Below are 24,910 nucleotides of genomic sequence, written 5' to 3' on the forward strand. Positions count from 1 at the left end.
CAATAACTATACAGCCCACACTGACCTATTGGTTATTCGATCGATGTTCTCGTGTGGGGTTTCCCAGTGCGAAGGCTCTGAAGGCGCACTCCGAGCGGCATCGTTGGTCGCTGTCAGGGCAGCCGTCCACGTGGACTTGCGCCGCGCGCAGTTGGTCCTGCAAGTTGCCCAGGATGCGAAGCTGCCGTTCAACGGCGGCGAGCTGATCAGCCAACAGCGGCTGCATCGCAGCCTTCACCCCGGTGCAGGTACCGTCGTCGGCGAGTTCAAGGAGTCGGCGGATCTCGGGTAGCTCGAGGCCGAGGCGCTTCGCAGAGGCAATGAAGTCGAGCCGCTCGAGGTGGTTCTCGTCAAAGTCGCGGTACCCGTTCGGGCTCCGGCGCGCGGACAGGATCCCGAGGCGCTCGTAGTAGCGCAGCGTGCTCGCCGGCACCCCGCTGCGCTCGGCAACCTCGGAGATCTTCACGCTTCGACCATATACCTCGCTCACTTGACCTTCAACCCGGGTTCAAGGTCTAACATCTTTCGAGGCGACGTCGGTCGCCCTTGAGTACGAGGCTGGAGAGCGATGCGGAAGACCATGGAATGGATGGAGCGGCAACAGGTCGCGCTCTTCGTCGCGGGGCTGGCAATCGGGGCCATCATCGGACTGGCCTGGCCCGCGGTCGCCCACCCCGCCGAGCTCGCGATCCAGCCCATGCTGGCGCTATTGCTCTACGCCACGTTCCTCGGCATCCCCTTCGGCAGGATCGGGCAAGCATTTCGGGACTGGCGGTTCCTCGCCACCCTCCTCGTCGTCAACTTCGCCCTGGTGCCCGCCATCGCGTGGCTGCTGTCGAGGATCGTCGCCCACGACCAGGTGCTCCTCGTCGGCGTGCTGTTCGTGCTGCTGACCCCGTGCATCGACTATGTCATCGTCTTCGCCGGACTCGCTGGCGGCGATGAGGAGAAGCTCCTGGCGGCTACCCCGTTGCTGATGCTCACCCAGATGGTCCTGCTGCCGCTGTACCTCTGGCTATTCGTCGGGGCGGAGTTCGTCGAATCTGTGGAGTTCGCCCCCTTCGTCGAGGCCTTCGTCCTCATCATCGCCGTGCCGCTGGTCGCTGCCGCGCTCACGCAGCTCGCCGCCGCCCGCTGGCGCATCGGGAAAATGGTCGAGCGCATCGCTTTGGGAGCGATGGTGCCTCTGATGGTCGCCACGCTCGCGGTCGTCGTCTCCTCGCAGATCGCTGGCGTGAGTGCGGAGTTTGGTTCGCTCCTGCTCGCGGTGCCGGTGTACGTCCTGTTCGCGGCCGTGATGGTGCCAGTGGGAATACTCGCGGGCAGAGTCGCCGGCCTTGACGCACCGGGCAGACGGGCGATCGTGTTCAGCGGCGCGACACGGAACTCACTCGTCGTACTGCCATTGGTACTCGCCCTGCCCGCAGCATTCGACCTCGCGCCGCTCGTCGTCGTCACACAGACCCTGGTCGAGCTTGTCGCCATGGTGGTCTTCGTTCGGTTAGTGCCGAAGGTCGTTCGCACGACCCTAAACTGACGAATACGCGACTCTGCAACAATCGGCACTACCAGTAAGGAACGTCCAAGATCCGAGACCCCGCATCGCGAACTTCCTGTCTGCGCGTCGCTGTGACGACCGGCTCGATGTCAGAGCTACTCAGACTCTGCGCCGCGTCGATGAAGCGGCGCACCTGTTCTTCATTGCCTCCGAGCTTGTTGGTCATGGAACGATTCTATGTTCGTGAGGCGGGATCGCTCACGACAACACCGAGTTCCGCGAGAAGGGTGGCGTCCCGCGTATCATCAACGCATGCATATCAGGATCGGAGACGGCTCGGGCAACGAGGACTACCGAACCTGCTCCGAGTGCGGCTGCGACTGCGAGCCCGAGATATTCGACGGCGGCGAGGAAGCCGCGATCAGGGTAGCGTTCTCGTGCCCTGAGCACGGCCTGCACAGCGTCACGGACCCGTTCGAGGGGATGAGGTAGGGCCGTGCTCGCCGTAGAAGCCTGACCCGTAGGCTTGAGATCGCCGGAACAGGCGCTGAAAAGAGGAGAGAAATGAGCGAACAGAACACCGACGACGATCTGAGAGTGAAGCTCGTCGAGGTTGGTGAGTTGTCCAAGCAGGGGAATGAGCGACTGCGGAGCTTCTTCGACTTCATCAAGAAGAGCCTCGATCAGTATGAGAGCACTGACACCGCGAAGCAGATCCGCAGTACTGGCAAACTCGCCCCTGATTTTGCGAGTCTCTGGGTTCAGGAGGAGATCCAGAAGTGGGGCGGGAAGCTCACCGATGATGTGGCAAAGGGGACTGATCTGAAGAAGCTGCTCATCATTCAGGGTACTCGACAGATGAACGCGCACTACGGTGTCGAATGATCTTCTAATAGATCACTCTGAACTACACAGAGACCCCGAGGCCGTCGGGCCCCGGGGTCTCTTCGCGTCTCAACCAGCAGCGATCACACGCATCCGGCTCACGCTGGAGCTGAAGGGACCGACGCTGAGCTTTTCCACCTCCCCGCAGACACCTGCTGCGACAAGGGCCGCCGGCAGGCCGCTGTGCTCGCTGTAGTCGCGGACGAACACCTCGCCCGGGTACGCGACGTAGCCGGACGCGAGCAGATCTACCGTGAGCATCTCGCTGTCGCTGTCGGGGAACAGCATCTCCAGTGCGTGCTGGGCTGGGTCGTAATGAAGCGAGCCTTGCAGCTCGGTCTCGCCGAATCGCAGCCTCAGAGCCTCGCGCATGAGCTTCCATGTCATCGCGCTGTCTCCTCGCGTCGGTAGACAGGCTGGCCGAACTGGTTGAACCCGCTGAATACCACTGCTCCGCCGAGCGCAAGCCTCGCCGCGGCCCCGGTCAGTGCCGGAGCAAGGTCGGCGGGCAGCACCACGGCAGCACCGCCGTCGATGACGAGCGCCCTCGCGCGCAGGGCATGGACGTCTTCCAGGTCGACGCCGCAGGCTGCCTCTCCTTGAGTGAGCTCGAACGTGGTGGTGCTCATGCTGGTACTCCTTCTTCGTTGCAACCGTTGCTCCGCATGATGAAGGCGAGCGCTTCCTCGCCGTCTGCAACCAGCTGCGCTGTGCCCTGCTGCAGGAGCATGTGGCAGCCCGCACTCGCTGCGCTGGTGACGGGACCCGGCACAGCGCCGACGGGCCTGCCGATGCCATGCGCCTGCTGTGCCACCCGCAGCGCGCCAGAGCGCAGGCCCGCCTCGGGAATGACCACTGCGCCCGCCAGCGCTGCGATGATCCGACCGCGCATCTGGAACCTGTGCCGCGTTGGCGCGGTGCCAGGAGGTATCTCGCTGACGACCAAGCCCTGCTCAGCGATGCGGTCGATCAGATCCCGGTGGCCTGCGGGATAGGCTCTGTCCACTCCGCTCGCGAGCACCGCGACGGTCTTGCCGCCGGCCGCCAGTGCAGCACGGTGAGCCGCGCCGTCGATGCCGTAGGAGGCGCCAGCCAGCACGGTGACGCTGTGCTGCGCTGCGTGATCTGCGATCTCGCGGGTCACGTGCTCGCCGTAGCCGGTGCAGGCGCGGGCCCCGGTGATCGCAAGGCTCGGCTTCTGGAGCAACGCAACGTCGCCGCGAGCCCAGAGCATGAGGGGCTGAGCCGGTGCGAGCGGGTCTGCGCTTTCTTGGTCGCCGAGGCGCGCAGGCCAGAGCTCGTCGTCGGGCAGCAGAGCCGTGAGACCTGCGGCCAGTGCCTGCTCCAGCTCGCGCTGGGCCTGCGACATGTCGTGACGGGCGAGCCACTTCTCAGCGAGAGGCGCGTAGGACGCGTTCACGACGCGCTTCTTGATCTGCTCGTCGATGGCGGCGAGTCGCTGCAGTGCCTCTGCAGCCCCGAACGCGTTGATCAGCACCGCTGCCGCGCGGTCGCCGGGCTCGACGATGCGGCTCCAGGCGAAGCGCGCGAGGAGGTCTCTGTCTCTTTCCATGCTGCTGCGGCTGCTCGTTGTCGTGGTCATGACTGGTCCTTCGCTTCATTGCCAGAGGCGAGCATCTGCTCGGCCATGGTGCTGATCTCTGCGCTGCTTTCGGCGGTCCGGCCGGGGTGCTGCTCGCGCCACTCGTCGATCGAGAGCGGCTCGTGGTCCGGGTCGTGGAGCGGGCTCTGCTGGATCTCGTCGAGCCAGTTCAGATCAGGCCGTTCGGCACCGTCTGCGAAGCTCGCCCAGCCGTCCGAGCCCTGGAGCAGCGCGTCCCGAAGTGTTATACCGGTAGCGGCGAGTATGTCTGTCAGCACTGCCTTCAGTACGCCTTGGGGACTTGTCTCCGGCCGCTTCGTGATCCTGTGCCTGGTCTGGACGACCACGACTACCGGATTACCGTTGTTCACGATGGAGACGACTTGGCGCAGCCACGCCTCCAGCTCGGGGCCTGGATCGTTCAGCTGCTCTTCGAGGCGCTCGGGCAGATCGACGCGGGCTGAGCCGATGGTGCGCTTGCCGTCGAACAGCACGACGAACAGGCTCTCAGGGGCGGTCATGCCGGTGAGGCGCGGCAGCGCGGCGAGGAAGTCGGCGCTGCTCGTGGCCTTGAGTATCGTCGGTTCAGTCATGATGATGTCTCCTTGGTCTGTTCTGCTGCACGGGATGCAGCGTCTGTCGCGTGCACGAGTTCCGTGCGCAGCTCGAACTCGTCGAAGTGGGTGAGCACGCAGGTCTCGACCTCCAGCGCCTCCGCGAGCACAAAGAGGTCGTCGACGGAGATCGTCCGGGCACCGTTCTCCAGGCGGCTCAGCTGCGTGGTCGTGATGGTACGGCCGTGCTCTCCTGTTCTCTTCGCGAGGTCGCCCAGCGTGAGTCCGTTGGACTGGCGGAGCGCCCGCACGCCGGCGGCGACGTTTCGGCTATGCCGACCCATGACAGCGGGTCCCCTGCCTGGTGGTTTCCTGGTCATGGTCGTTCTCCTCGGATCGTCTTGATCGCCTGCTGCGCGCGGCGCCACTGGTCGTCCGCAACGGCGATCCCTTCGTCGCTGTAGTCGTGAGGGCCTCGTGTCCGGTCAACGAAGTCCTCGCGGCCGCGGCGGGGCAGGTCGGCCAGTACGCTGCGGCGGGCGAGCTCGACGAGGGCGTCGAGGCCCGCGAGCGTCTCTTCGTCGAGAACGAGGACTCTGTCTCCGTCGATCTCGACGGCTGAATCGTCGCCGTAGGTGCTGACGCTCAACAGATATCCCTGTGAGCCGTCGGCTGTGTTGTGGTCATGGCGCTTGCCGACGATCGTGAACACAGTGGCGCTCTCATCGTTGTCGAGATCGACGTAGCCGTAGTGGTCGCGGTCGATGGCGCTGCCGCCGGGCTCGGTGTGGACGATTGGCCAAGGGTGCGGCTCCAGGCGGTCGCCGGTGTCGTAGGGAGTGAGCCGGGTAGTCATGGTGTTGTCTCCACTCTTTGTTCTCTTCTTCGTGCATCGCGAACACAGCCGACCACCAGGAGCGCTGTCCCGACTGCGGCGAACAAACCAGCGCGCCCCACGAGGCTCGTGCCGTCGGCGATCACGAGGTCGTTGAAGGCGAGGCCGATGATGCTGCACACGACGACGGTGATGCCGAGCATCGTGAGCGTGGACGTGGTGGGCTTTGAAGCGGTCATTTCGTGTCTCCCTATGCGTCTTCGGGGTCTTCTTCTGCGTGCGTGAACGTTCTGGCGTCCTAGGACAGGTCGCGCCCAATGCGCTCGGCAGTGATGGTGCGCTGCGTGACGAGACGATCCGGTCGCTGCCAGAGCATTTCCTTGACGGTGCCGGTCACGAGCAGACGGTCACCGGGCTTGAGGCTCTGAGACGCGTTCTCGGCGAGCCGGCGGAACGCGTTCACGGTGTAGGGCACAGCGTGCTTCTCGCCGCCGCGAGGGCCCTCCTGGACGGTGATCTGGAACGAGACGTAGGGCTGGCCCTTCTTCGTGGTGCCGCGCTTGATGACGTTTCCGACGACGCCCGAGACGGTGATCCGGTTCTGTGTTTGCTTTTGCGCTTGCTTTTGCTTAGGCATGGCTGTGCTCATTTCTGTTGTTCCGTGATGCCAACAGAGCCACAGCCCGCAGGGCTGCACCTCTCACGGTCTTTCCCGGGCCGGGGTTCCCGGCCCCAACATTCGCTTCCTTGCTCGCGCATGCGAGCAGCAAAGATAGAGCCCCGAGGCATCGCGCCTCGGGGCTCTTGTTTTCACGGCTCGGCTGACTCGTCGATGCTTACTCTTGACAGCAGAGAGCACGGTGCGCATAGGCTCGACTCATGAGCGACGAACACCCGATCGAACTGCCGGAGGGCCTGGTGATCCAGGTCGGCGACGGCACGGGCAACGAGCGGTACCGCACGTGCCAGGAGTGCGGGAGCGACTGCGTACCGGAGCACGCCGGCAGCGACGACATGGGCGCGCGGATTGCGTTCGTCTGCCCGGAGCACGGGCTGCACAGCGTCGTCGACCCGTTCGAGCATCTGCGGTAGCAACTAGACGTCACGCCCCGGTCAAGTTGCTCGACGGTAGAATTGAAGTCTGAGAATGGGTGGTGTGCAGCCATGTGTAGCGCATCGTTAATGCCAGGAGAAGAGGGTAGCCATGACCGCGGCGCCGCGTTCCCGACGCAAGCCGAAAGCGTCACGTAGCACAGCAGCTCTCGTTCCCGGGGCGCTGTGGGGCTCAAGCTGTCTGTTGATCTGCGCTGCGCCGCTTCTCGCCCCGATCGGACTCTTCACAGGCGAAGCGTGGCTGCTCACTGCTGCGTTCTCGCTACTCCCGGTCTCAGCACTGTCCTTGCTCACCATGGTGCTCTACACCCTGCCTCGGGAGCAGGCTTATGACTGGAACGCGGATCTCTCTGTCTTCCCTGCCGTAATCCGCTGGCCGCTCCAGGCAGGCACCTGGGCAGGGCAAGCAGTGGTGCTGCTGGTGATGCTTTGGATTGCTCTGACGAGCGGCGGAAGCACACCAGAGGGAGGAGCGAGGTTCGCCATGTCGGTGCTCGCAGTGCTAGGCGCGATCACCACGTTGTTTACTGCAATGTTCGTGCCTGCGAGCCTGATGATCGCGCTCCTCGTCGTCTGGGGTGCGGTGGTGGTCGTAGCGCTGCTGCGCGGTATCTACGGAGTCGTGGCCGCAATGGTGCGATAAGGCGCTTTCTCACGTGGCAGCCGCTCCGCTGCCCAGGTACTCATAAGCCCTGCCGGAGGCGGACGAAAAGACCGAGGGCCGCTCCGCAGATTCCGAGTCTGGAGCGCCCCCCCTGAAAGGCAGTCGCTGTCATGACCTGGAGCGACACGTCAAGAGTAGTTAAAGTGATCTACATCGCGAAGCGATGGCCGGCGCTGGCGTGTCACGCGCTGTGGTGCGGATGAGCGGCCCTCGGCGCTCGACCGCCTCGCTCTCGCTCCGAGACCGCTGCTGCACCTGATCGTGCAGCGGCTGCGCTCCCGCCGCTGCACGGGGAGGGGCTCGCAGCGCATCGCGGATGAGGGCATCGCATCACTCACCCGCAATATCAACTGTATCTCCATCAAACAGTGAAGATAGAAGTAGTGGCGTTGGCGGCGGCTGACTGACTATCAAACTGACGCACCCTGGGTGTTGTCCGTTATGGGACGCGTCGCCGCCCCAATTCCACTGCTCCCGCAAGGGAGAGGCCAGACCGGGCGGGGATGTGACTTCATAGGACCCTGCTCAAGTGCCCCGTCACTGTTGTGTCCGCCCGGCCCGGTTCGGTCATCCAGCACATCGAAGTGAAGGAGACCCCACCATCATGACCACCGGAACGCTGAAGCGTCAACCAGAAGTCATCGTCGGAGTTGACGCGCATAAACACATTCACCACGCGGTAATTATTACCAGCACCGGGCAACGCCTTACCGATAGCGAGTTCCCGGCGACTTCCCTCGGATACGCAGACATGCTGTCCTGGGCCACCGAGCACGGCCACGTTCAAGCGTTCGGAGTGGAATCTACCGGCTCCTACGCCGCCGGACTCGCCAGGTTCTTGATCGATCACCACGTCGAGGTACGAGAAGTGAACACCCCGCACGCACACACCAAAGCGAGAGTCGGTAAGGACGACACCATCGATGCTGAAGCTGCTGCACGGAAAGTGCTCGCAGGGGTTGCCACGGCTATCCCCAAACGAACCGATAGCGTCATCGAATCGATACGGTTCCTCTTGCTCGCGCGTGATTCTGCGGTGAAAGCTCGCACCGCTGCCATCGTGCAACTGCAAGATATCTTGGTCACCGCACCCGCCGACGTGAGGGAGAGCACACCCAGGGGTGGGCTGGCAGCGGCACGCCACTGCCGGAAATTCCGTATCGATCGGGCGCGCCTGCATGATCCCGTTCAGGCAGTGAAGCTCGCCCTCCGAGTCCTCGCCGTCCGGGCTGCTGACCTCGACTCGGAAATCAAAGAGCTTGAAAATGCGCTGACCACACTCGTGAACGCAACAGCACCAACGCTGGTATCCAGGGTAGGAATCGGAACGATCCATGCCGCCCAACTGTTGGTCACTGCCGGCGAAAACATCGCACGGTTCCGCAGCGAGGCAGCGTTCGCGAGGCTCTGCGGTGTCGCACCCGTGCCGGTGTCATCAGGGAAGAGTCACCGTATGAGGCTCCACCGAGGCGGCGACCGGAAAGCGAATCGTGCACTCCACATGATCGCGGTCGTGAGACTCAGGTACGACGCGCGAACGATCGACTACATGCAGCGCCGACTCACAGAAGGCCTCTCAAAGAAAGACGTACTGCGTTGCCTCAAACGATTCATCGCACGCGAAGTGTTCAACGACCTCAGAACTGATCTTGGTACGGCTTGACATCTATAGGACCGTCCCAGGGCGCTTCAGTTTGGACGGCGACGTGGGAGGGAGAAGGACCAGTGTTCGGCTCCAACGACACGGAGGACGACCTGGAGATCTCCGACCGCACGCTGGCTCCGCGGTACTCAGGCACCGATGAGATGGCGGCCACGCACACCGACATCGAACTGCGACAGTTCACCGGCATGTGCAAGGACGCCGGCGAGATGGTCGCGAACTTCGTTTTCTAAGCGATCAAGCAAGACAAGAAGAGGCCTCGGCGGAAACGTCGAGGCCTCTTCCGTAGTCCCAGGCAATTCAGATCACAGAGAGCAGACAGACAGATGAGGAAGGCAGCGTTGGTCGCGATGGCAGTGTTGGTCAGTGCTGTGTTGACGGGATGCACCGAGGCAGAGCGCCAGGAAGCTGTCGAGCCGGTCGTGCGCGAGGTGATCGAATCCTTGTTGGCTCCGATCACCGCCGCCGAGAGCGGGACTCAGTCCTGACATGCGTGCAGAACGGTAGCCATTGTCCGCGGCCGCGCTAGCAGCACTACTGTCGACGCTTAGAGTACCGCGGTTGCTTCGATCTCGACGAGGACTCCGGGCTCGAACAGTTGCACAACGGCAATGAGTGAAGCCGGTGGCATCGGTAGCTGCAGTCCAATCTCGTCCGCCACAGATTCAACCCCTTCCATGAAGGCCTCCATCTTCGATGCTTGCCAATCAGTGACGTAGACAGTCAACCGCACGACATCACTGAAGCTCGCACCGGCCGCTTCCAGGCCACGCTTGACGTTGCGCAATGCTTGACCGACCTGACCGGAGAGGTCTTCGGGGATTCGAGAGCCGTCAGGCATGTGCGCCACCTGACCAGCGATGAAGACCAGCCGCTCACCTGTCCCGACGGCGACGTGGCGGTAAGGAACATCGGGGATCATCTCATTCGGGCTGAGGTACTGAACTGGCATGTTTTCTCCTTCTAATGGCCTACGTTTTTGCAGGTGTAATATTTATACTTGGTCACCGAAAGACACTTCAACGAAACTAGGTATCGTGCAGGAAACCCACTCGACTTCGCTCACAATCTCCGCGCCCCACCGAGACCTCCTTGACCAAGTTCTCGACAAGTGGTCTCTCGCGGTGCTTGGAGAATTGTGCGACTCCCCGAAACGGTTCAATGAACTACGTCGTTCGATCAGCGACGTGAGCCAAAAGTCACTGACCAACACGCTGCGTCGACTGGAACGCAACGGGGTCATCACGCGCACGGTGGTCAGGACACGACCAATCGCGGTCGAATATCGGATTACCGCGCTCGGTAAGTCCATGCGCGGGCCGATCGACGCGCTACTGGACTGGGCCGCAAACAATATGGCAGTCATCGAGGAAGCCCGCGAGGAGTTCGACGCCGAGAGCGACAACTGAGCCGTAGAGCAGGCTGTCGCACGACACATTCACCGGGGACGAGGCTCAGCTCTGAACTGCCCGATCTTCGCGCACAGCTCGTGACGCGAGGCGGGACAGCTTCGCCCCGAATCGGATGGACGGATGCTCAACCAGCCACCACGACAGGTATCCCATCCCAGCCGCGAGCGGAAGGACGACGGTGATGCTAAGCGCAATGGACGTCGTGCCGGTGGCCTGTATGAGCAGCTGCTGAATAGGAAAGCCCCACAAATACATGCCGTAGGAGGGGTCGCCCGCTTTGCGTACGGCACTGGCGACCCTACCCTTTCGTGAACCGATGGCGATCACCGCGTACGCGACCACCGGCAGCGCCAGCAGCTCACCCACTCACCCGTCGGTCGGTGCGATGAGGATCAACGCGACCAGTGCCGGCCATCCCGGCCACCGCGCGAGGTGCGCGCCCCGTGACAGCACAGCACCCATCGCGAAGAACGCCACAGCGATCGCGGTCGTGCGCATCGGACCGGCATAGAAGTCAGTGATGAGCGCTGCACCGATCAGCACAATGAGTAGTGAGCCTGCAATGACCCTGACGGGACGGCCACATAACGACAGTGATCTACATCGCGAAGCGATGGCCGGCGCTGGCGTGTCACGTGCTGTGGTGCGGATGAAGGCATCGGATAACTCACCCTCAGTATCATCTGCATCTCCGGAGACCGCCGTCAGGTGCGTGAGGTTTGCCTCCAGCATGAGGTCGTCGATCTCATCACTGACGAGCTCGGTATCGCCAACAGCAAGGCCAGGCACCAGTTCCGCGTCACGCGTCTCGGCTGCGACGCCCCTGAGCCCCGAGCGCATTGACGCAATTCCGTGGCCAAGGTTGCGCGCAAGCGAACCCGCGTTCCAGAACCCGGTCTCGGCGCTCTGGCATGCTTCGATCGCAGTCACCGACACCTCGTAGGCCGCGGCGTCTTGGGGCGGCCCCCGTTTGAGACCCCCTGACACGCACACACCCATTCCCGGATACCAGGTCGGGTCTGGAGCTTCTGGCCCCCACAGTATGACTGGGACCCCGCCAAGGCGCATGTGATCCGGGCCCGCGGGACGCATGTTCGGCTGCGTTGCTCCCCAGGCGACCGAGTCAATGGAACCGCGGACCCAGCTTCGTGGCTCGTCGTCGAAGCCCCGCGCCCCTGCAGGGAAGCCGGACAGCGTTACCTTCAGGTTGAGGCCGCCACCCTGACCGGCGGCGAGAACGCCAGCCGGGAGTTCGCGCCGTCGCTCACCAGCGTCAATACGCACCGTGATCAAGACCAGGCAGGCAAGCGCAACGAGCGACACCGCGGCGGCACCGCGAACGCGTGGCGCAGCCCCTTGAGCCACTGGGGCGGCCGCGGGGTGCAGAGTCTTACCCCGGCTCCGAACATGCGGCAGCCCCAAGACCGCGCAGCACGCTATGCCAGCCACCACACAGATCACCGCAAGTGCCCGTGCCGTGCCGGGCACGTGGATGAGCGCAGCGCTCGCGGCCCAGCAGAGGAGGGCTGCCGCGAGCAAGCGCCACTGCCCGTGCGGAGGGGGCGGAGTCGGCTGCGCTGCGCTGCGCGCCTGAACTCTGCCCGGCACCCGCCCATCCGCGGTTGCTCGTCCGACGGACCTCATAGAATCACCCGGTCCCTGAACCTCTCAAGGGTCTTCGCCCCAATGCCGCTCACCTCGGTCAGCTGTTCGACTGAAGTGAAGGGGCCGTTCGCCTCCCGCCAATCGACGATGCGCTGTCCGAGCGCCGGCCCGATGCCCGGCAACTCCGTCAGCTGGTCAACCGAGGCGCTGTTAACGTTGATCCCGCCCCCTGCCGATCCGCCCGGCCCGCCGCCGGATGGGACCGAAGCGTTTCCCTGCGCAGATTCGGTCGGCAACTGCGCCGCCGCCTCGGCATCGAGCACGACTATCTGTTCGCCGTCGGTCACCGCGCGGGCGAGGTTCACGGCCGAGAGTTCGGCCCGCGGCGTGGCCCCTCCGGCCGCGGTGATGGCGTCGAGCACGCGATCACCGGCCTGAAGCTCGACGACGCCCGGGCGTTCGACTTCACCCACGACGTGCACGAAAATCTTCGTCTCCGCCGCACCCCGCGCGGGATCTTCCGGCCAGGCCCCCGCCGCGTCCCGCCCCGACTGTGCACCGGCGGAGGCCGTTTCGAGCTTTGGTGCACTCTGACTGGGCGAGCCGGCGCTGTCCTCAGACGTCACAGGGTCCCCCAGCGCACGCAGCATCACCACGGCCGTCACGATCAGTGCGATCGCAAACACGACAACCGCCGCCGCTTTGGGGACGCTGAGCTGAGCGCGAATCCGCTCCCACGCGGTGAGCTCGGGCTGCCAGCTCAGCGGGTCGTCGTCCGTGAGCCGGCCTCGGCCGGGCTTGCGCTCCCATCGGCCGGGACTCGCGCTGGCGGCGCGGTTTGTTTCACCGTCTCTGAGCGGATCTAACGCGGGAAGCGGGTCTAACACGGGAAGCGGGTCTGGCCCGTGTACCGAGCCTGGCCCGGACTTGGGCGCGGTCTCGTACACGGAGTAGTGGGAGGCGCGGCGTCCGCGCTCCAGGTGATGTTTGGTCATGCACCGACCAAACCGCAGCCGTGCTCAGCTTGCCGGGGCGCCGAACGAATTGGGGAGAAGACCGCTCAAACACGGGAGTCGCGCCCCATGTGGAGCGAGCAGCTAGGAAAGCCCAGGCAGCCAGAAAACTAGGGGGCCTACGATTCCCACCCGGGATTCGCTGCGCGGATGTTTTCGAACGCAAGCTCGACCACGGCCTGCTCCCAGGCTTGGACTGATGCGACCCAAACATTCCCGACGAACCCAAACCAGATGTTCTGCTGCCACCCGTCGTCGTTCACGGTGTACGAGAACAGGGTGATACCGTTCGACTGCGACTCAACGTAGTTCGAGTCGCGGAGGTCTGCCACGAGCCCTGCCCGAGTTTCGGGAGGCAGCGTGGCGACGAACATATTCACCGTGTGGCCGGAGAGAGGCACGCCCCAGTAGCACTCAGTGACGCTCTTCGCGCCCTCGAACGCCGCAAGCGCCGATGGGCCAAAACCGTTCGTGATGGCGACCTGTTCAGGCCCTGACCAGGGCTCCATCTCTGGGCTAAAGCTCTCGCGGACCTGGGCGTCGGTGATGATTCCCCCGCAGGCCGGGATGACCGGATCAGACGATGCGCCAGCTCCGCCCCCATTCCCCGACCCCTCGCTTCCAGATGGGTCGGGCGACGGGGCTGGCGTTTGCGACGGCGGAGCTGTCGTCGGCGCCGACTCGCTTGCGGGTGCGCACGCGGTCAGCGCGACACCTCCGGCAAGCGCACCTGCGATGAGGGCCACCGCAGTGCAGCGCAGCGACGACTTCCGAACCGGAGGGACCATACGGCCACCCTAGCAAAGCAGAGGGGCGCCCCCGGGCTATTCCGGGGGCGCCCCTCTGGGACCGCAAACAAGCAGGCGCTACGCCGCGGGCTTCGTTGCGATCGAGACGATCTTCGGTGCACGCGCGATGACCTTCACGATCTCACGGTCTCCGATCGCGCGCTGCGCGTTCGCCGACGCTCGGGCAGCCGCTTCAGCGTCGTCGTTGCTGATCGACGCGGACACGGTGATCTTGTCGCGCACCTTGCCGTCGACCTGCACGATCATGAGCACCTCGTCGACGACGGTGAGCGAGGCGTCACCCTTCGGCCATTCCGCAAGCGCGACGGTGGCCTCGTGACCGAGCATTGCCCACATGTCCTCAGCGGCATACGGGGCGTACATCGAGAGAATCACTGCGATCGCCTCGGCCGACTCGCGGACGGCGGGGTCGGCGACGCCGACGCCCGAATCAATTGCCTTACGCGTGACGTTGACCTGCTCCATGAGGCGGGCGACGATGACGTTGAACTTGTACGATTCCGCGAGCTGCGGCCCGTCGATGAGCAGCTGGTGGGTGCTCCGGCGCAGCGCCTTGTCGCCCGCCGAGAAGTCTGCACCAACCGGCGCTCCCCCGACCTCGACGTCGTGCGCAATGCGCCAGGCGCGGGCGAGGAACTTCGCCGAGCCCTGCACCGAGACATCAGCCCAGTCGATGTCGTCCTCCGGCGGGCCCGCGAACGCAAGCGTCACTCGCAGCGCGTCAGCGCCGTGCTCCTCAAGCTCAGAGGCGAACTCGACAAGGTTGCCCTTCGACTTCGACATCTTGGCGCCGTCGAGCAGCACCATGCCCTGGTTGAGCATGTCGAGGAACGGCTCTTCGAAGTCGATGTACCCGAGGTCAAACATCACCTTCGTAATGAAGCGCGAGTACAGCAGGTGCAGAATCGCGTGCTCAACACCGCCGACGTACTGGTCGACGGGAGCCCACTTCTTCGCCTCGGCGGGGTCAAACGCCTGCGTCGGGTCGTTCGCCGACAGGAAGCGGAAGTAATACCACGAGCTGTCAACGAAGGTGTCCATCGTGTCAGGGTCGCGCGTGAGGGTCTCACCGGTGTCAGGGTCGACGACCGTCGACCATTCGGTCGCGGCGCCGAGCGGCGATGATCCCTTCGGCTTGAGGTCAAGGCCCGCGGCCGCGGGAAGCTCGACGGGCAGGGATGCCTCGGAGACCGGGCGCATCGAGCCGTCCTCCGCATAGAGGATCGGGATCGGCGTGCCCCAGTAACGCTGGCGGGAGATGAGCCAATCGCGCAGGCGGTACGTGGTGGTCGCGCGGCCGGTGCCGCGCTCCTCAAGGATCTCGATCGCCTTCGCGATCGCCGAGACCTTGTCGAGGCCGTCGAGCTCGCCGGAGTTCACGACCTTACCCTCGCCGGAGGTCGCGACGCCGGACTCGCTCGGATCGGCAAGGATCTCGCCGTCCTCGTCACACACCTCAACGACGACGCGCACGGGGAGCTCGAACTTCAGCGCGAAGTCGAGGTCGCGCTGGTCGTGCGCTGGGACCGCCATGATGGCGCCGTGGCCGTAGTCGGCAAGGACGTAGTCGGATGCCCAGACGGGAATGCGCTCGCCGTTCACGGGGTTCACAGCGAAGTGATCGAGGAAGACGCCGGTCTTCTCGCGGTCAGTGCTCTGGCGCTCGATCTCGGTCTGCTTCTGGGTCGCCTCGAGGTATGCCTGGAACTGCATCCGAACCTCGGCTGACGCTCCGGCGGCCAGCTCCGCCGCGAGATCTGAGTCGGGAGCGACGACCATGAAGGTAGCGCCGTGCAGGGTGTCGGGGCGCGTCGTGAAGACCGGAACCTTCGCAGAGCGGCCCTCGATCTCGAACTCGACCTCGGCGCCCTTCGAACGCCCGATCCAGTTGCGCTGCATGTTCAGCACCTTTGACGGCCAGCGGCCCTCGAGCGCGTCGAGGTCATCGAGGAGGCGATCCGCGTAGTCGGTGATTCGGAAGTACCACTGCGTGAGCTTCTTCTTCACGACCATAGCGCCCGAGCGCTCGGAAGTGCCGTCGGCGAGCACCTGCTCGTTCGCCAGCACGGTCTGATCTACCGGGTCCCAGTTCACCCAGCTCGCCTTGCGGTACGCGAGGCCCTTCTCGTACATCTTCAGGAAGATCCACTGGTTCCACTTGTAGTACTCGGGGTCGCTCGTGTGGAGCACGCGGCTCCAGTCGAACGATGGCGCGTAAGTGCGGAACGACGCCTTCTGCTGCGCGATGTTCGCGTAGGTCCATTCGCGCGGGTCGACGCCGCGCTTGATCGCGGCGTTCTCGGCGGGCAGGCCGAACGAGTCCCATCCGATCGGGTGGAGCACGTCGTATCCCTGGCCGCGCCAGTAGCGCGCCATGATGTCACCGAAGCAGAACGCCTCGGCATGCCCCATGTGGAGGTCGCCCGACGGGTACGGGAACATGTCGAGGACGTACTTGCGCGGCCGATCAGACTCTAGCCCCTCGGGCACCTCGAACGGCTTCAGGTCTTCCCAGACCGGAAGCCAACGATCCTGAATCGCCTTGAAGTCATACCCCTGCTCAGCATCCTGCTGGCCGGTTCCCTGCTCGCTCACACGCACCTCAACACTCGTCGGTCTTCGTCCGGCCGCGACGGCCGCACACATCCACCCAGTTTATCCCGCCCGGAGTCAAAGGATTGCCAGCATCGCGGCGCCCTTCAGATCTCGTTCTCGGACCTCGTCCGCGGGATCCGAATCGATCGTGATCCCACCCCCCGCGCCGACGAGCGCCTGACGCTCCTGATCCGACTGCTCGCGTCCCCGGAGCAGCCCCGCGCCCCGGAGCTCGATGCCGCGAATCATCATCGCGAGCTCTGCCGCGCCGGAGTCGCCGAGCCAGCCGAAGCAGCCCGAGTACAGCCCCCGCGGGCCCACCTCCAGACCGGCGAGAATCTCGACCGCGCTCCGCTTCGGGGCACCCGTCATCGACCCGCCCGGGAAACAGGCGGCGATCGCGTCGACGGCGTCCATGCCGTCGGCAAGGGCGCCCGACACCGTGCTCACGAGCTGGTGCACACGAGGGTGCGATTCGACCGCGAGAAAGCGCTCGACGCGCACGCTGCCCGGCTCGCACACGCGCGCAAGGTCGTTGCGCATGAGGTCGACGATCATGAGGTTCTCGGCGCGTTCCTTCGGGTCAGAGCCAAGCTCCTCAGCAAGGGCTCGGTCAAGCGCGGCATCTGCCCCGCGCGGTCTGGTCCCTTTGATCGGGTGTGTCGACACCCTTCCCGCTCTCACGCTCAAAAACCGCTCGGGGCTCGCGCTCACGAGCGCCCGGTCGCCGGTCACGATGACGCCGCCACGGAGGGCGCCGCCACGCAACTGCAGGTAGAGGTCGAGCGGGGCGGCGGTCGTCGCCCCCTCCGCGGTGTCGGTGAGACACAGCACATAGGCGTCGCCGTTTCGGATAGCGCTCCGGCATTGTTCGACCTGTGCGTCATAGTCCTGCCGGCGCCAGCGGGGGGCATTGTGGTTGGCGCTCCGGGGTTCCTCGGGCCCGCGGTCTGTGCTCGCGGCGCCCCGCAACACCAGATCCCGGAGGCGCGCGGCCACCGACGGGTCGCCGCTGAATCGCGCCTCGCCAGTGCCATGGTGGATCGCCAGAACGGCCTCAGCCCGCAGCGCAAAAGCGGGAGCAGCACTGTCAGGCTGCGGCTCAACGCCCAGCAGCGCGACGCCGAACTCGTAGCCGAGGGCGACGACCCAGCCGCTTCCGAACCCGACGGGTTCCGCATCGCTGTGCGATCCTGCGCCAGTACCGGAGCGCGGCCCGCCGTGTGCCCGGAGCCCTTCGAGGAAGGCGCGCTCGTCCCCGCGCGCGGCCTCACGCACCTCGCTCGCAATGCCAAGGTAGCTGACTCGGGGCTCCCCCGCCGCAGCAGCCTCGCCGTCGAGCCAGAACCACGCTGATCCCGCTGTCGACAGCGCCGCTGCCGCGCCGGCAGCCGTCAGCTGGCCAGCAAGCGCCGCCGCCTCAGAGACTCCCCCGTGTTCCACCCTCACAGCGTAGTGCTACGCTCGCGCCATGGACACATCCGCCGACGCCCCGAGGCTTGTCGCCGCCGACTCGTTCCGGGTGCGCGTCAGCGGCGGCCGTGCGGAGGTTCGCGGGCTCGCCCTCCACCTTGAGAGGTTTCGCTGGGCTGTCGCGGACGCGGCACGGCGCGACGGGCTTCGGCATGACGGTGGTCCATTCGACAGTACTTGGCCCTGCACCGCTGGCCCATCGCTCGACGTTTTCCTCGATGAGGCGCGCGCGGAGATCGCTGCGTACGGCGAAGGGTTCCCCCGACTCGAGTGCTGGCTCGCCGCCGACGGCACCCTCTCCTTTGGCCTGTCGCTGCGACCACTCCCGAAGCTGTTGGACACGCTCGCGCTCGGAACCGAGGTCTCTGACCCCGCGACCGCTGCTCGCCGCAAGGGCCCCAACATCTCGCGGTACGCGGCGCTAAACGCTCAGCACGGGTGCGAGGCGCTCCTCGTCGACCCGGGGGGCCGCGTGCGGGAGGGCGCGACGACAAGCTTGATTCTCTGGCCGACGGATGACGCGCACCCCGGCACAGGGTTTGTCGTCGCGCACACCGAGAGGGTCGCGTCGGTGACCGAGCGCCTGCTTCGCCGGGAGGTTCTTCGTGAGCCGACAGCCCCTCTCGACACCACTTACGATGTACCCCGCTGGTCTCTGGGCGAGTCGCACATCACCGTCGACGCGCTCCGGAATCACGAGGTGTGGGCAGTGAATGCCCTGCACGGCATCAGGCCGGTGTCGCACCTCGACGACATCCCGCTTCCAGGTGCCAACCCGGAGCGGCTGGAACACTTCCGTGCCGCGCTCGACTCCTCCCGGGAGCCGCTACTCGGGTGAACCGGCTTGTGGGCGCCGCGCGCTGCTTACCCGCACGAGCCCCGTTGTTATCCCGCCCCGGACTCGGTCCCAGTTCCAGTCCCCCCTCAAATTCGCCACACCCCCTCGTTTTTCGAGGAAGTTTGGGGTGCACAAGAATATTTGAGGAACAGGGCGTGGACACCAGGCCAGGGCGTCGGGCCAAGCCACGCACGCGCCACCCCGCTACAGCGCCACAGAGCCACCGCGCCACCCCGCTTACAGCGCGACCCTCGCCGAGATAGGCACGCCCTCGGGAACGGCCGTGTGCGTGATGAGGATCACCGCCCGATCGTCCGGGATCGCCCCGAGCAGGTCGCGCAGCAGCCTGTCAGCGACGAGCTGGTCGACGCCCGCGGTTGGCTCGTCGAGGATGACGACGGGGAAGTCCGCAAGGATCACTCGGGCCAGCGAGATGCGCTGCATCTGACCGCCCGAGACGAGCGCCCCGCGCTCGCCCACCCGCGCATCGAGGCCTCCGCGCTCGCGGACCCAGTCCCCGAGCCCCACCCGCTCCAGGGCGTCGAGCAGCTCCTCGTCGGTGGCGCTCTCGCGTGCGAACTTCAGGTTCTGCCTAATGTCAGTGTTGAAAAGGTGAGGCTGCTGCTCGCACAGCCCGACAAAGCTGCGCACTGCCTCTCCCGTGAACTCGCGGGCTTCGACACCGCCGAGCGTGTAACTCCCGCGGTAGTCGAGGAAGCGGGCGAGTCCCAGCGCGAGCGTTGACTTGCCCGTTCCACTATCGCCCGTGAGCACGAGCAGGTCGCCGGCGTTCAGCTCAAACGACAGCCCGGAAATCACCGCTGCCCCGCCCGGGTGGGCAATCTCGAGGTCGCGCACCGCGACGAGCGGCTCACCCGGCACCGCCACAGGAACCGCGACCGGCGCAGCATCAAGCACCGCCCCCGAGCCGGCGCGGACGCCATCCGCGGGGTCGACAGGGATCTCGGGCGGAATCGTGCCCTCCGTCAGCTGCGAAACACGCACCGCGCTCGCCTCGACGGTGCGGCGCGCGGTGAGCACGGCGAACACCTGGGCGAACACGTCGAACACCGCCGCCGGGACGACGACGATTGCCGCGAACACGGGAACGGAGAACGTCGCGCCCGCGCCAGGCGCGACGGTGAGGAGGATCGCGGTCGAAGCGATGCCCGCGCCCAGCGCGACAATCGCCCCGGTGAGCCCAGCCGCCCGTGTGCGGGTGAGTTGAACGCGGCTCAGGTGTTCCTCTGCCGCGGTGATCCGGGCTCGCTGCGCGCCGAGCGCGCCGAACGCAGCGAGCACGCTCGCGGAAGCGAAGCGGTCAAGCAGCGCGTCGGTGAGAGCGGAGCGGGCGTCCGCGAGCTCGCGATCGCTCTGGCCCGCAATGCGCTTGGAGAGCGACGCACCGAGCAGCATCGCAACGAGCAGCACGCCGGCAAGGATCATGGCCGCGACGGGCGACGCGATCGCGATGATAAGCACCGTGAGCACCGTTACGGTGAGGCTCACTATGAGGGGCTGCCGCACGCGGAGCGGGTGATCCTGCAGCTGGTCGACGTCGTCAACGAACGTGGCGAGGATCTCACCGCGGCGCGACGACTCGATCGCCCCGGGCACCCGCGGCACGAGCGCCGTGAACGTGTCGGCGCGAAGCTTCGCAAGCTGGAGCAGCGCGGCGTCGTGGCTCGAGAGCCGCTCGGTGTAGCGGAACGCGGCGCGCCCGATCGCGAGAGCGCGAACGCCGACGATCGCGAACGTGAGGTGTAGGATCGGGGGCTGCTCGCCCGACCGGGTGATCAGCCACATGCTCAGGGCGAGCAGGCCCACCGCGGCACCGTCGGAGAGGATCCCGAGGAGTTGACCCGGGAGCGAGCGACGCCAGGAGGGTGTCGCTCGTTTGAGCACGGTCTCAACGCTCACAGGCGCATGCCCCTCTCGGAATCTAGTGCGGGTTCCGCCGTGGGCGGCAAGATCTCTACGAGCCTGTCGGCGGCTGCGAGAAGCGCGGGCCGGTGGCTCACGACGAGCACGGCGCGCCCTGCACGGGCCTCCGCTCGCGCCGCCTCGATGACGAGGTTTTCGCTGCCCGTGTCGAGGGCAGAGCTCGGCTCGTCAAGGAGTACGACGTCGGCGTCGACTTCCGTGGCGCGGTACAGCGCACGCGCGATCGATACCCGCTGCGCCTGCCCGCCTGAGAGGCCCGAGCCGAGCGCACCAAGCTCTTTGTCGAGCGGCAGGTCACCGAGCCCGAGCCGGGCGAGCACGTCGCGGGCGAGCGCCGCGTCGGGCGCCTCACTCCCGAGCGCAACGTTGTCGAGCAGTGAACCCTGCACGAGACCGGGCTGCTGCCCGGCCCAGGCGATCGGCCCGCTCGCGGTAGCACTGCCAGCGGCCGCGGGAAGGAAGCCAAGGATGACCGCAAGGATCGAGGATTTGCCGGCTCCAGAGGGCCCGGCAAGTGCGACGAACTCGCCTGGGGCGACGTCGAAGTCTACGGGGCCTGCTACGAGCCTCTCACCGCGCCGGATCTCGAGATTCCCAATCGAGAGCCCGGGTGTGGTCTCCGCGGAGGGCGCGCGACCGGTTACCGTGTGGGCGACCGGGGCTTCGGCGCCGGCCGCCGGATCCTCCCCCTCGATGAGCGCGAAGACGTCCTCTGACGCCGCGAGCCCCTCGGTCGAGTCGTGGAAGGCCGCACCGACCTGCCTGATCGGCACGAAGACCTCGGGCAACACGAGCAGCACGAAAAGCCCGAGCGAGAGCGGGAACTCCCCCGCGACGAGCCGCGTTCCAACGGTCACCGCGACGAGTGCGATCGAGAAGGTGCCCGCGAGGTCGAGCACAAACCCTGAGAGGAATGTCACCCGGAGCACCTTCATGGTGCGCGAGCGGTACTCCTCGGTCTCGGCGGTGATGCGCGCGGCTTGGCGCTTCTCCCGCCGGAAAATCTTGAGCGTGGGCAACCCCTCGACCACGTCGAGGAAGGATGCCGACAGCCGCTGCAACTGGTCCCACTGCTTGCCCTGCACCGACTGGGTCGCGAGCCCGATGAGCACCATGAAGAGGGGGATGACCGGGAACACGATGAGCACGGTCACGCCGCTGAGCAGGTCAGAGAAGAGGACAGTCGCGACGAGGATCGGGGTGGCGACGACCGCGAGAATGAGCTGGGGCACGTAGCCCGAGAAGTACCCATCGAGCGCGTCGAGGCCGCGGCCAAGTACCGTCGCGAGCTTCGCGTCGGGCATCGCTGAGGTCGCCTCGGGGCTGCGCCCGTCGAGGGCGTCAAGTGCGGCAGCGCGAAGCTGGGCCTTCACCTTGACGGCACCGCGGGCGGCAACGACATCCATCCCCCAGGTCGAGAGCGCGCGCACAACGGCCGAAGCCAGCGCGCCGGCCGCGAGCCAGGGCAGGCTGCTCGGGGCGAATACGCCCTCCGCAACCCGCCCCGCTCCGGCGGTATCCCACAGCCCCTCGAACACGGGGATAGCCACCGCGGCTATCGCCTGCGCCAGGAACCAACTCCAAGCGATGATCGCGACGGTGCGCACTACTCCGAGTAGCGCACCGAGCGCGAACACCGAGCGGGCGGCGCCCGCAACACGCAACAGACGTGGATCGAAGGGCTTCATGTGGGTCGGGGCCGCCTAGACGGTGGCCTCGGCGGGCGTTTCGGCGGGGATCATGTCGTGGGTCAACCGCTTCCGGAAGACCCAGTACGTCCACGCCTGGTATGCGAGCACGAGCGGGAGCGTGAACACCGCAACCCACGTCATGAGTTCGAGCGTCTTCTGCGAGCTTGCTGCGCCGACGACACTCATTGTGTTCTCGCCGCCGAACGTCGAGATCATGAGGTTCGGGAACAGCGCCGAGAAGATCGTGAGGAGCGCAAACGCGATTGTCACAGTGTTTCCGGCGAATGCCCAACCCTCGCGACCGGCGAGGTTCGCAACCCAGCCACCGATGAGGGCGACTGCCGCGATGGCGGCGCAGGTGATGATGAGCCCGATGTTCGGGTTCGACAGGTTCATCACGATCGTCCAGACGAGGAAGGCGGCGGCGAGCACGATTGTCACGAGGCCAACGTTCTTGGCCATCTTGCGCGCGTTGTCACGCATCTCGCCGACGGTCTTCAGCGCGACGAACACGAGGCCGTGCGTGAAGCAGAGCAGCATCACGACGATGCCGCCGAGCAGCCCGTACGGGTTCAGCAGGGTGAGCAGCGTGCCCTCGTAGAGCCAGCCACCTCCCTCAACTGCGCGAATCGGCAGCCCCTGAACGAGGTTCGCAAACGCGACGCCCCACAGCAGCGGGGGTAGTACCGAACCCCAGAAGATGAACTGGTCAAACCAGCGGGTCCACTTGACGCCCTTGCGCTGGTGCCTGAACTCGAACGACACACCGCGGAGGATGAGCGCGATCAAGATCAAGAGCAGCGCGAGGTAGAAGCCCGAGAACATCGTCGCGTACCACTCAGGGAACGCGGCAAACAGCGATGCGCCGGCCACGATGAGCCAGGTCTCGTTCAAGTCCCAGACCGGGCCAATGGTGTTGATCAGCACACGGCGATCAGTGTTCGTCTTTCCGAGGAAAGGCAGGGACATGCCTACACCGAAGTCGAACCCGTCGAGCACGAAGTACCCGATGAGCATGACGCCGACGATGAGGAACCATACGGTAGTCAATTCCATGATCTCTCTCCTTTCCTAGTAGACCGTCGCGAGCTGGTTCTGGTCGACTTCGCCGGAACCGTCGGTTCCGTCTCCGCCGCCCACACGAGCGATCTCAGGGGTTCCGGCCTTGACGGCCTTCACGATGAGACCGAACTCAACAACCGCGAGCGCACCGTAGACGATGGTGAAGGCCGCGAGTGAGACAAGCACGGCCCACCCGGGCACTCCCGGGGAGATGCCTTGTTCTGTCGTCATCACCCCAAACACGATCCAGGGCTGGCGGCCCATCTCGGTGAAGACCCAGCCAACGAGCGATGCGAGCATCGGCAGCGGCGCGGTCCAGATCGCAACGGTCCAGGTCCACTTCGGCAGCTCAATGTTGCCCTTGCGGGTGAGCCACAGGCCGACGACGGAGACGAGCGCGGCGATGGCACCGAGGCCGATCATCCAGCGGAAGGCCCAGTAGGTGACCCACACGATCGGCACGAAGGAGCCGTCGGTCGGGCAGGTGAGCAGCGAGTCCGCACCGCCGCAGTACATCTGGGTGTACTCGGCCTGCAGATCGTTGATGCCTTCAACGGTGCCATCGAGGGAGTTCGTAGCGAGGAACGAGGCCAGGTACGGGATGCGCACCGAGAAGATCTCGTGCGCGCCATCCGGGGTACCGAGGCTGAACAGCGAGAACGACGCGTCGCGGCCCGAGGCCGTGTTGTACATCGCTTCCGCGGCTGCCATCTTCATCGGCTGCGTCTCGGTCATCACGAGGCCGAGCGAGTGGCCACTCAGGCCGACGCCGATGAACGAGATGATGTTCGTCCAGGCGCCGAAGCGGAGCGTGGTGCGCATCTCGTCAACGAACTGATTGCGCTTCAGGTGCCACGCAGCGACCGACACGAGCACAACGCCCGCGAACATGAGCGACGCGAAGATGGTGTGCGGGAACTGGGTGAGCGCGACGGGGTTCAGGAGGACATCGCTGATGCTCTCGAGCTCGGCACGCCCACGCTCCTCGTTCAGCACGAACCCCTCAGGGTTCTGCATGAACGCGTTTGCGGCGAGGATGAAGTAGGCCGACAGCACCGTGCCAATCCAGGTGAACCAGATCGTCATGAGGTGGATCTTCTTCGGCAGCTTGTCCCAGCCGAAGATCCAGAGGCCGATAAACGTCGCCTCGAAGAAGAAGGCGATGAGGCCCTCCATAGCGAGCGGGGCGCCAAAGATGTCGCCGACGAAGCGGGAGTAGTTCGACCAGTTCATGCCGAACTGGAACTCCTGCACGATGCCGGTCACAACGCCCATCGCGAAGTTGATGAGGAATACCTTGCCAAACAGCTTGGTGAGGCGGAGGTACTTCTCCTTGCCTGTCCGTACCCACGCCGTCTGCAGGATGGCGACGAGCAGCGCCATTCCGATGGTGAGGGGCACGAAAATGAAGTGATACAGGGTGGTCAACCCGAATTGCCAGCGCGCGAGCGCTACGGGGTCGAGAAACTCATTCATTTGTTCTCCTATAACCAGGAGAGGAGCGCTCACTACGCAGGAACGCATTACTCCCGTAGGAATTCCCTACGGGCGGGTGTGCCCGCGGGGCGCTGGTAAACACCAACTGTTGTCAGTATATGCAAGCTGAGAGTTCCCTGCGAATCCGTTTTGACGTCAAGATTCTTTGCCTCGCGG

The 24,910-nt window shown here is 65.4% G+C and carries 30 protein-coding genes; 9 read left to right on the forward strand and 21 right to left on the reverse strand.

Features of this window, described 5'->3' with window-relative positions; genetic code table 11:
• Positions 1-25: 25 nt before the first annotated feature.
• Complete coding sequence (locus FB468_RS03755) at positions 26-466, reverse strand: MerR family transcriptional regulator (protein WP_141886151.1); 441 nt, start codon at positions 464-466, stop codon at positions 26-28.
• A 102-nt stretch (positions 467-568) separates the two neighbouring features.
• Here FB468_RS03755 and FB468_RS03760 point away from each other — a divergent pair, with 102 nt between their 5' ends.
• A complete protein-coding gene (locus FB468_RS03760; RefSeq protein ID WP_141886152.1) occupies positions 569-1,537 on the forward strand; it encodes an arsenic resistance protein in 969 nt (322 codons plus the stop codon).
• A gap of 28 nt (positions 1,538-1,565) precedes the next feature.
• On the opposite strand, the gene FB468_RS17065 is transcribed toward FB468_RS03760, so the two are convergent.
• On the reverse strand, positions 1,566-1,724 hold the full coding sequence (locus tag FB468_RS17065) for a hypothetical protein (RefSeq protein ID WP_170219613.1): 159 nt from the start codon (positions 1,722-1,724) through the stop codon (positions 1,566-1,568).
• Between the two features lie 86 nt (positions 1,725-1,810).
• Between FB468_RS17065 and FB468_RS03765 the strand changes: the two genes are divergently transcribed.
• Together FB468_RS03765 and FB468_RS03770 are read left to right on the forward strand one after the other, a co-directional pair.
• Entirely contained in the window at positions 1,811-1,990 is a 180-nt protein-coding gene (locus FB468_RS03765; protein ID WP_141886153.1) for a hypothetical protein, read from the forward strand.
• Between the two features lie 72 nt (positions 1,991-2,062).
• Positions 2,063-2,383 (forward strand): hypothetical protein, encoded by a 321-nt coding sequence (locus FB468_RS03770; protein WP_141886154.1) that lies wholly within the window; start codon positions 2,063-2,065, stop codon positions 2,381-2,383.
• A 69-nt stretch (positions 2,384-2,452) separates the two neighbouring features.
• Here the strand turns inward: FB468_RS03770 and FB468_RS03775 are convergent, their stop codons facing one another.
• Genes FB468_RS03775 through FB468_RS03810 form a run of 8 tightly spaced genes read right to left on the reverse strand, consistent with a single transcriptional unit; the run spans position 2,453 to position 6,012 of the window.
• A complete protein-coding gene (locus FB468_RS03775; protein ID WP_141886155.1) occupies positions 2,453-2,770 on the reverse strand; it encodes a hypothetical protein in 318 nt (105 codons plus the stop codon).
• Positions 2,767-3,012, reverse strand: coding sequence for a hypothetical protein (locus FB468_RS03780; protein WP_141886156.1), 246 nt, complete (start codon positions 3,010-3,012; stop codon positions 2,767-2,769). The genes FB468_RS03775 and FB468_RS03780 overlap by 4 nt, the downstream gene beginning before the upstream one ends.
• Positions 3,009-3,986: a DNA-processing protein DprA gene (gene dprA, locus FB468_RS03785; protein ID WP_141886157.1), complete on the reverse strand. Its 978-nt coding sequence runs from the start codon at positions 3,984-3,986 to the stop codon at positions 3,009-3,011. Before dprA ends, FB468_RS03780 begins: the two co-directional genes overlap by 4 nt.
• The gene (locus FB468_RS03790) at positions 3,983-4,579 is read right to left on the reverse strand and encodes a DUF4192 family protein (protein WP_141886158.1); all 597 of its coding nucleotides are present in this window, start codon (positions 4,577-4,579) and stop codon (positions 3,983-3,985) included. The genes dprA and FB468_RS03790 overlap by 4 nt, the downstream gene beginning before the upstream one ends.
• A complete protein-coding gene (locus tag FB468_RS03795) occupies positions 4,576-4,920 on the reverse strand; it encodes a helix-turn-helix domain-containing protein (RefSeq protein ID WP_141886159.1) in 345 nt (114 codons plus the stop codon). The genes FB468_RS03790 and FB468_RS03795 overlap by 4 nt, the downstream gene beginning before the upstream one ends.
• Positions 4,917-5,396 carry a hypothetical protein gene (locus tag FB468_RS03800; protein WP_141886160.1) on the reverse strand — a complete coding sequence of 160 codons (480 nt, stop codon included), beginning with the start codon at positions 5,394-5,396 and terminating at the stop codon, positions 4,917-4,919. Before FB468_RS03800 ends, FB468_RS03795 begins: the two co-directional genes overlap by 4 nt.
• A complete protein-coding gene (locus FB468_RS03805) occupies positions 5,393-5,614 on the reverse strand; it encodes a hypothetical protein (RefSeq protein WP_141886161.1) in 222 nt (73 codons plus the stop codon). The genes FB468_RS03800 and FB468_RS03805 overlap by 4 nt, the downstream gene beginning before the upstream one ends.
• A 59-nt stretch (positions 5,615-5,673) precedes the next feature.
• Positions 5,674-6,012, reverse strand: a complete 339-nt coding sequence (locus tag FB468_RS03810; protein WP_170219614.1) for a single-stranded DNA-binding protein — start codon at positions 6,010-6,012, stop codon at positions 5,674-5,676.
• Positions 6,013-6,254: 242 nt separating this feature from the next.
• Here FB468_RS03810 and FB468_RS03815 point away from each other — a divergent pair, with 242 nt between their 5' ends.
• The 4 genes from FB468_RS03815 to FB468_RS17070 all read left to right on the forward strand — a co-directional run bounded on the left by FB468_RS03815 (position 6,255) and on the right by FB468_RS17070 (position 9,048).
• On the forward strand, positions 6,255-6,467 hold the full coding sequence (locus FB468_RS03815) for a hypothetical protein (protein WP_141886163.1): 213 nt from the start codon (positions 6,255-6,257) through the stop codon (positions 6,465-6,467).
• A gap of 205 nt (positions 6,468-6,672) precedes the next feature.
• Positions 6,673-7,131: a hypothetical protein gene (locus FB468_RS03820; protein WP_141886164.1), complete on the forward strand. Its 459-nt coding sequence runs from the start codon at positions 6,673-6,675 to the stop codon at positions 7,129-7,131.
• Between the two features lie 625 nt (positions 7,132-7,756).
• Positions 7,757-8,815 carry an IS110 family RNA-guided transposase gene (locus tag FB468_RS03825; protein WP_141886165.1) on the forward strand — a complete coding sequence of 353 codons (1,059 nt, stop codon included), beginning with the start codon at positions 7,757-7,759 and terminating at the stop codon, positions 8,813-8,815.
• A 62-nt stretch (positions 8,816-8,877) separates the two neighbouring features.
• Complete coding sequence (locus FB468_RS17070) at positions 8,878-9,048, forward strand: hypothetical protein (RefSeq protein ID WP_170219615.1); 171 nt, start codon at positions 8,878-8,880, stop codon at positions 9,046-9,048.
• A gap of 314 nt (positions 9,049-9,362) precedes the next feature.
• Here FB468_RS17070 and FB468_RS03830 read toward each other — a convergent pair whose 3' ends face one another.
• Positions 9,363-9,767 carry a RidA family protein gene (locus FB468_RS03830; protein WP_141886166.1) on the reverse strand — a complete coding sequence of 135 codons (405 nt, stop codon included), beginning with the start codon at positions 9,765-9,767 and terminating at the stop codon, positions 9,363-9,365.
• Between the two features lie 85 nt (positions 9,768-9,852).
• On the opposite strand from FB468_RS03830, the gene FB468_RS03835 reads away from it, so the two are divergent.
• Positions 9,853-10,224, forward strand: a complete 372-nt coding sequence (locus FB468_RS03835; RefSeq protein WP_141886167.1) for a winged helix-turn-helix transcriptional regulator — start codon at positions 9,853-9,855, stop codon at positions 10,222-10,224.
• Positions 10,225-10,269: 45 nt separating this feature from the next.
• Here FB468_RS03835 and FB468_RS03840 read toward each other — a convergent pair whose 3' ends face one another.
• The 6 genes from FB468_RS03840 to FB468_RS03865 form a co-directional block, all read right to left on the reverse strand.
• Positions 10,270-10,593, reverse strand: coding sequence for an acyltransferase family protein (locus tag FB468_RS03840; RefSeq protein ID WP_141886168.1), 324 nt, complete (start codon positions 10,591-10,593; stop codon positions 10,270-10,272).
• Positions 10,594-11,592 (reverse strand): hypothetical protein, encoded by a 999-nt coding sequence (locus FB468_RS03845; protein WP_141886169.1) that lies wholly within the window; start codon positions 11,590-11,592, stop codon positions 10,594-10,596. It abuts the gene before it with no gap.
• Between the two features lie 275 nt (positions 11,593-11,867).
• Positions 11,868-12,827 (reverse strand): ComEA family DNA-binding protein, encoded by a 960-nt coding sequence (locus FB468_RS17360; RefSeq protein ID WP_141886170.1) that lies wholly within the window; start codon positions 12,825-12,827, stop codon positions 11,868-11,870.
• A 137-nt stretch (positions 12,828-12,964) separates the two neighbouring features.
• Positions 12,965-13,633, reverse strand: coding sequence for a hypothetical protein (locus tag FB468_RS03855; protein WP_141886171.1), 669 nt, complete (start codon positions 13,631-13,633; stop codon positions 12,965-12,967).
• A 78-nt stretch (positions 13,634-13,711) separates the two neighbouring features.
• Positions 13,712-16,300 carry a leucine--tRNA ligase gene (gene leuS / locus FB468_RS03860; RefSeq protein WP_141886172.1) on the reverse strand — a complete coding sequence of 863 codons (2,589 nt, stop codon included), beginning with the start codon at positions 16,298-16,300 and terminating at the stop codon, positions 13,712-13,714.
• Between the two features lie 24 nt (positions 16,301-16,324).
• Positions 16,325-17,692 carry an anthranilate synthase component I family protein gene (locus FB468_RS03865; protein ID WP_246055738.1) on the reverse strand — a complete coding sequence of 456 codons (1,368 nt, stop codon included), beginning with the start codon at positions 17,690-17,692 and terminating at the stop codon, positions 16,325-16,327.
• Between the two features lie 28 nt (positions 17,693-17,720).
• On the opposite strand from FB468_RS03865, the gene FB468_RS03870 reads away from it, so the two are divergent.
• Positions 17,721-18,560: an aminotransferase class IV gene (locus FB468_RS03870; protein WP_141886173.1), complete on the forward strand. Its 840-nt coding sequence runs from the start codon at positions 17,721-17,723 to the stop codon at positions 18,558-18,560.
• A 237-nt stretch (positions 18,561-18,797) separates the two neighbouring features.
• On the opposite strand, the gene cydC is transcribed toward FB468_RS03870, so the two are convergent.
• Genes cydC through FB468_RS03890 form a run of 4 tightly spaced genes read right to left on the reverse strand, consistent with a single transcriptional unit; the run spans position 18,798 to position 24,733 of the window.
• Positions 18,798-20,480 (reverse strand): thiol reductant ABC exporter subunit CydC, encoded by a 1,683-nt coding sequence (cydC, locus tag FB468_RS03875; protein ID WP_141886174.1) that lies wholly within the window; start codon positions 20,478-20,480, stop codon positions 18,798-18,800.
• Positions 20,477-22,192, reverse strand: coding sequence for a thiol reductant ABC exporter subunit CydD (gene cydD / locus FB468_RS03880; RefSeq protein WP_141886175.1), 1,716 nt, complete (start codon positions 22,190-22,192; stop codon positions 20,477-20,479). The genes cydC and cydD overlap by 4 nt, the downstream gene beginning before the upstream one ends.
• 15 nt (positions 22,193-22,207) lie before the next feature.
• Positions 22,208-23,251 (reverse strand): cytochrome d ubiquinol oxidase subunit II, encoded by a 1,044-nt coding sequence (cydB, locus tag FB468_RS03885; protein WP_141886176.1) that lies wholly within the window; start codon positions 23,249-23,251, stop codon positions 22,208-22,210.
• A 15-nt stretch (positions 23,252-23,266) separates the two neighbouring features.
• A complete protein-coding gene (locus FB468_RS03890; protein ID WP_141886177.1) occupies positions 23,267-24,733 on the reverse strand; it encodes a cytochrome ubiquinol oxidase subunit I in 1,467 nt (488 codons plus the stop codon).
• Positions 24,734-24,910: the final 177 nt, after the last annotated feature.

Source organism: Leucobacter komagatae (genome assembly GCF_006716085.1).
GTDB lineage: Bacteria > Actinomycetota > Actinomycetes > Actinomycetales > Microbacteriaceae > Leucobacter > Leucobacter komagatae.

Coding starts and splice junctions, on each gene's coding strand:
- FB468_RS03760 (WP_141886152.1), top strand. CDS start 569: ATGCGGAAGACCATGGAATGGATGGAGCGGCAACAGGTCGCGCTCTTC.
- FB468_RS17065 (WP_170219613.1), bottom strand. CDS start 1,724: ATGACCAACAAGCTCGGAGGCAATGAAGAACAGGTGCGCCGCTTCATC.
- FB468_RS03765 (WP_141886153.1), top strand. CDS start 1,811: ATGCATATCAGGATCGGAGACGGCTCGGGCAACGAGGACTACCGAACC.
- FB468_RS03770 (WP_141886154.1), top strand. CDS start 2,063: ATGAGCGAACAGAACACCGACGACGATCTGAGAGTGAAGCTCGTCGAG.
- FB468_RS03775 (WP_141886155.1), bottom strand. CDS start 2,770: ATGACATGGAAGCTCATGCGCGAGGCTCTGAGGCTGCGATTCGGCGAG.
- FB468_RS03780 (WP_141886156.1), bottom strand. CDS start 3,012: ATGAGCACCACCACGTTCGAGCTCACTCAAGGAGAGGCAGCCTGCGGC.
- dprA (WP_141886157.1), bottom strand. CDS start 3,986: ATGACCACGACAACGAGCAGCCGCAGCAGCATGGAAAGAGACAGAGAC.
- FB468_RS03790 (WP_141886158.1), bottom strand. CDS start 4,579: ATGACTGAACCGACGATACTCAAGGCCACGAGCAGCGCCGACTTCCTC.
- FB468_RS03795 (WP_141886159.1), bottom strand. CDS start 4,920: ATGACCAGGAAACCACCAGGCAGGGGACCCGCTGTCATGGGTCGGCAT.
- FB468_RS03800 (WP_141886160.1), bottom strand. CDS start 5,396: ATGACTACCCGGCTCACTCCCTACGACACCGGCGACCGCCTGGAGCCG.
- FB468_RS03805 (WP_141886161.1), bottom strand. CDS start 5,614: ATGACCGCTTCAAAGCCCACCACGTCCACGCTCACGATGCTCGGCATC.
- FB468_RS03810 (WP_170219614.1), bottom strand. CDS start 6,012: ATGCCTAAGCAAAAGCAAGCGCAAAAGCAAACACAGAACCGGATCACC.
- FB468_RS03815 (WP_141886163.1), top strand. CDS start 6,255: ATGAGCGACGAACACCCGATCGAACTGCCGGAGGGCCTGGTGATCCAG.
- FB468_RS03825 (WP_141886165.1), top strand. CDS start 7,757: ATGACCACCGGAACGCTGAAGCGTCAACCAGAAGTCATCGTCGGAGTT.
- FB468_RS03830 (WP_141886166.1), bottom strand. CDS start 9,767: ATGCCAGTTCAGTACCTCAGCCCGAATGAGATGATCCCCGATGTTCCT.
- FB468_RS17360 (WP_141886170.1), bottom strand. CDS start 12,827: ATGACCAAACATCACCTGGAGCGCGGACGCCGCGCCTCCCACTACTCC.
- FB468_RS03855 (WP_141886171.1), bottom strand. CDS start 13,633: ATGGTCCCTCCGGTTCGGAAGTCGTCGCTGCGCTGCACTGCGGTGGCC.
- leuS (WP_141886172.1), bottom strand. CDS start 16,300: ATGTGTGCGGCCGTCGCGGCCGGACGAAGACCGACGAGTGTTGAGGTG.
- FB468_RS03870 (WP_141886173.1), top strand. CDS start 17,721: ATGGACACATCCGCCGACGCCCCGAGGCTTGTCGCCGCCGACTCGTTC.
- cydD (WP_141886175.1), bottom strand. CDS start 22,192: ATGAAGCCCTTCGATCCACGTCTGTTGCGTGTTGCGGGCGCCGCCCGC.
- cydB (WP_141886176.1), bottom strand. CDS start 23,251: ATGGAATTGACTACCGTATGGTTCCTCATCGTCGGCGTCATGCTCATC.
- FB468_RS03890 (WP_141886177.1), bottom strand. CDS start 24,733: ATGAATGAGTTTCTCGACCCCGTAGCGCTCGCGCGCTGGCAATTCGGG.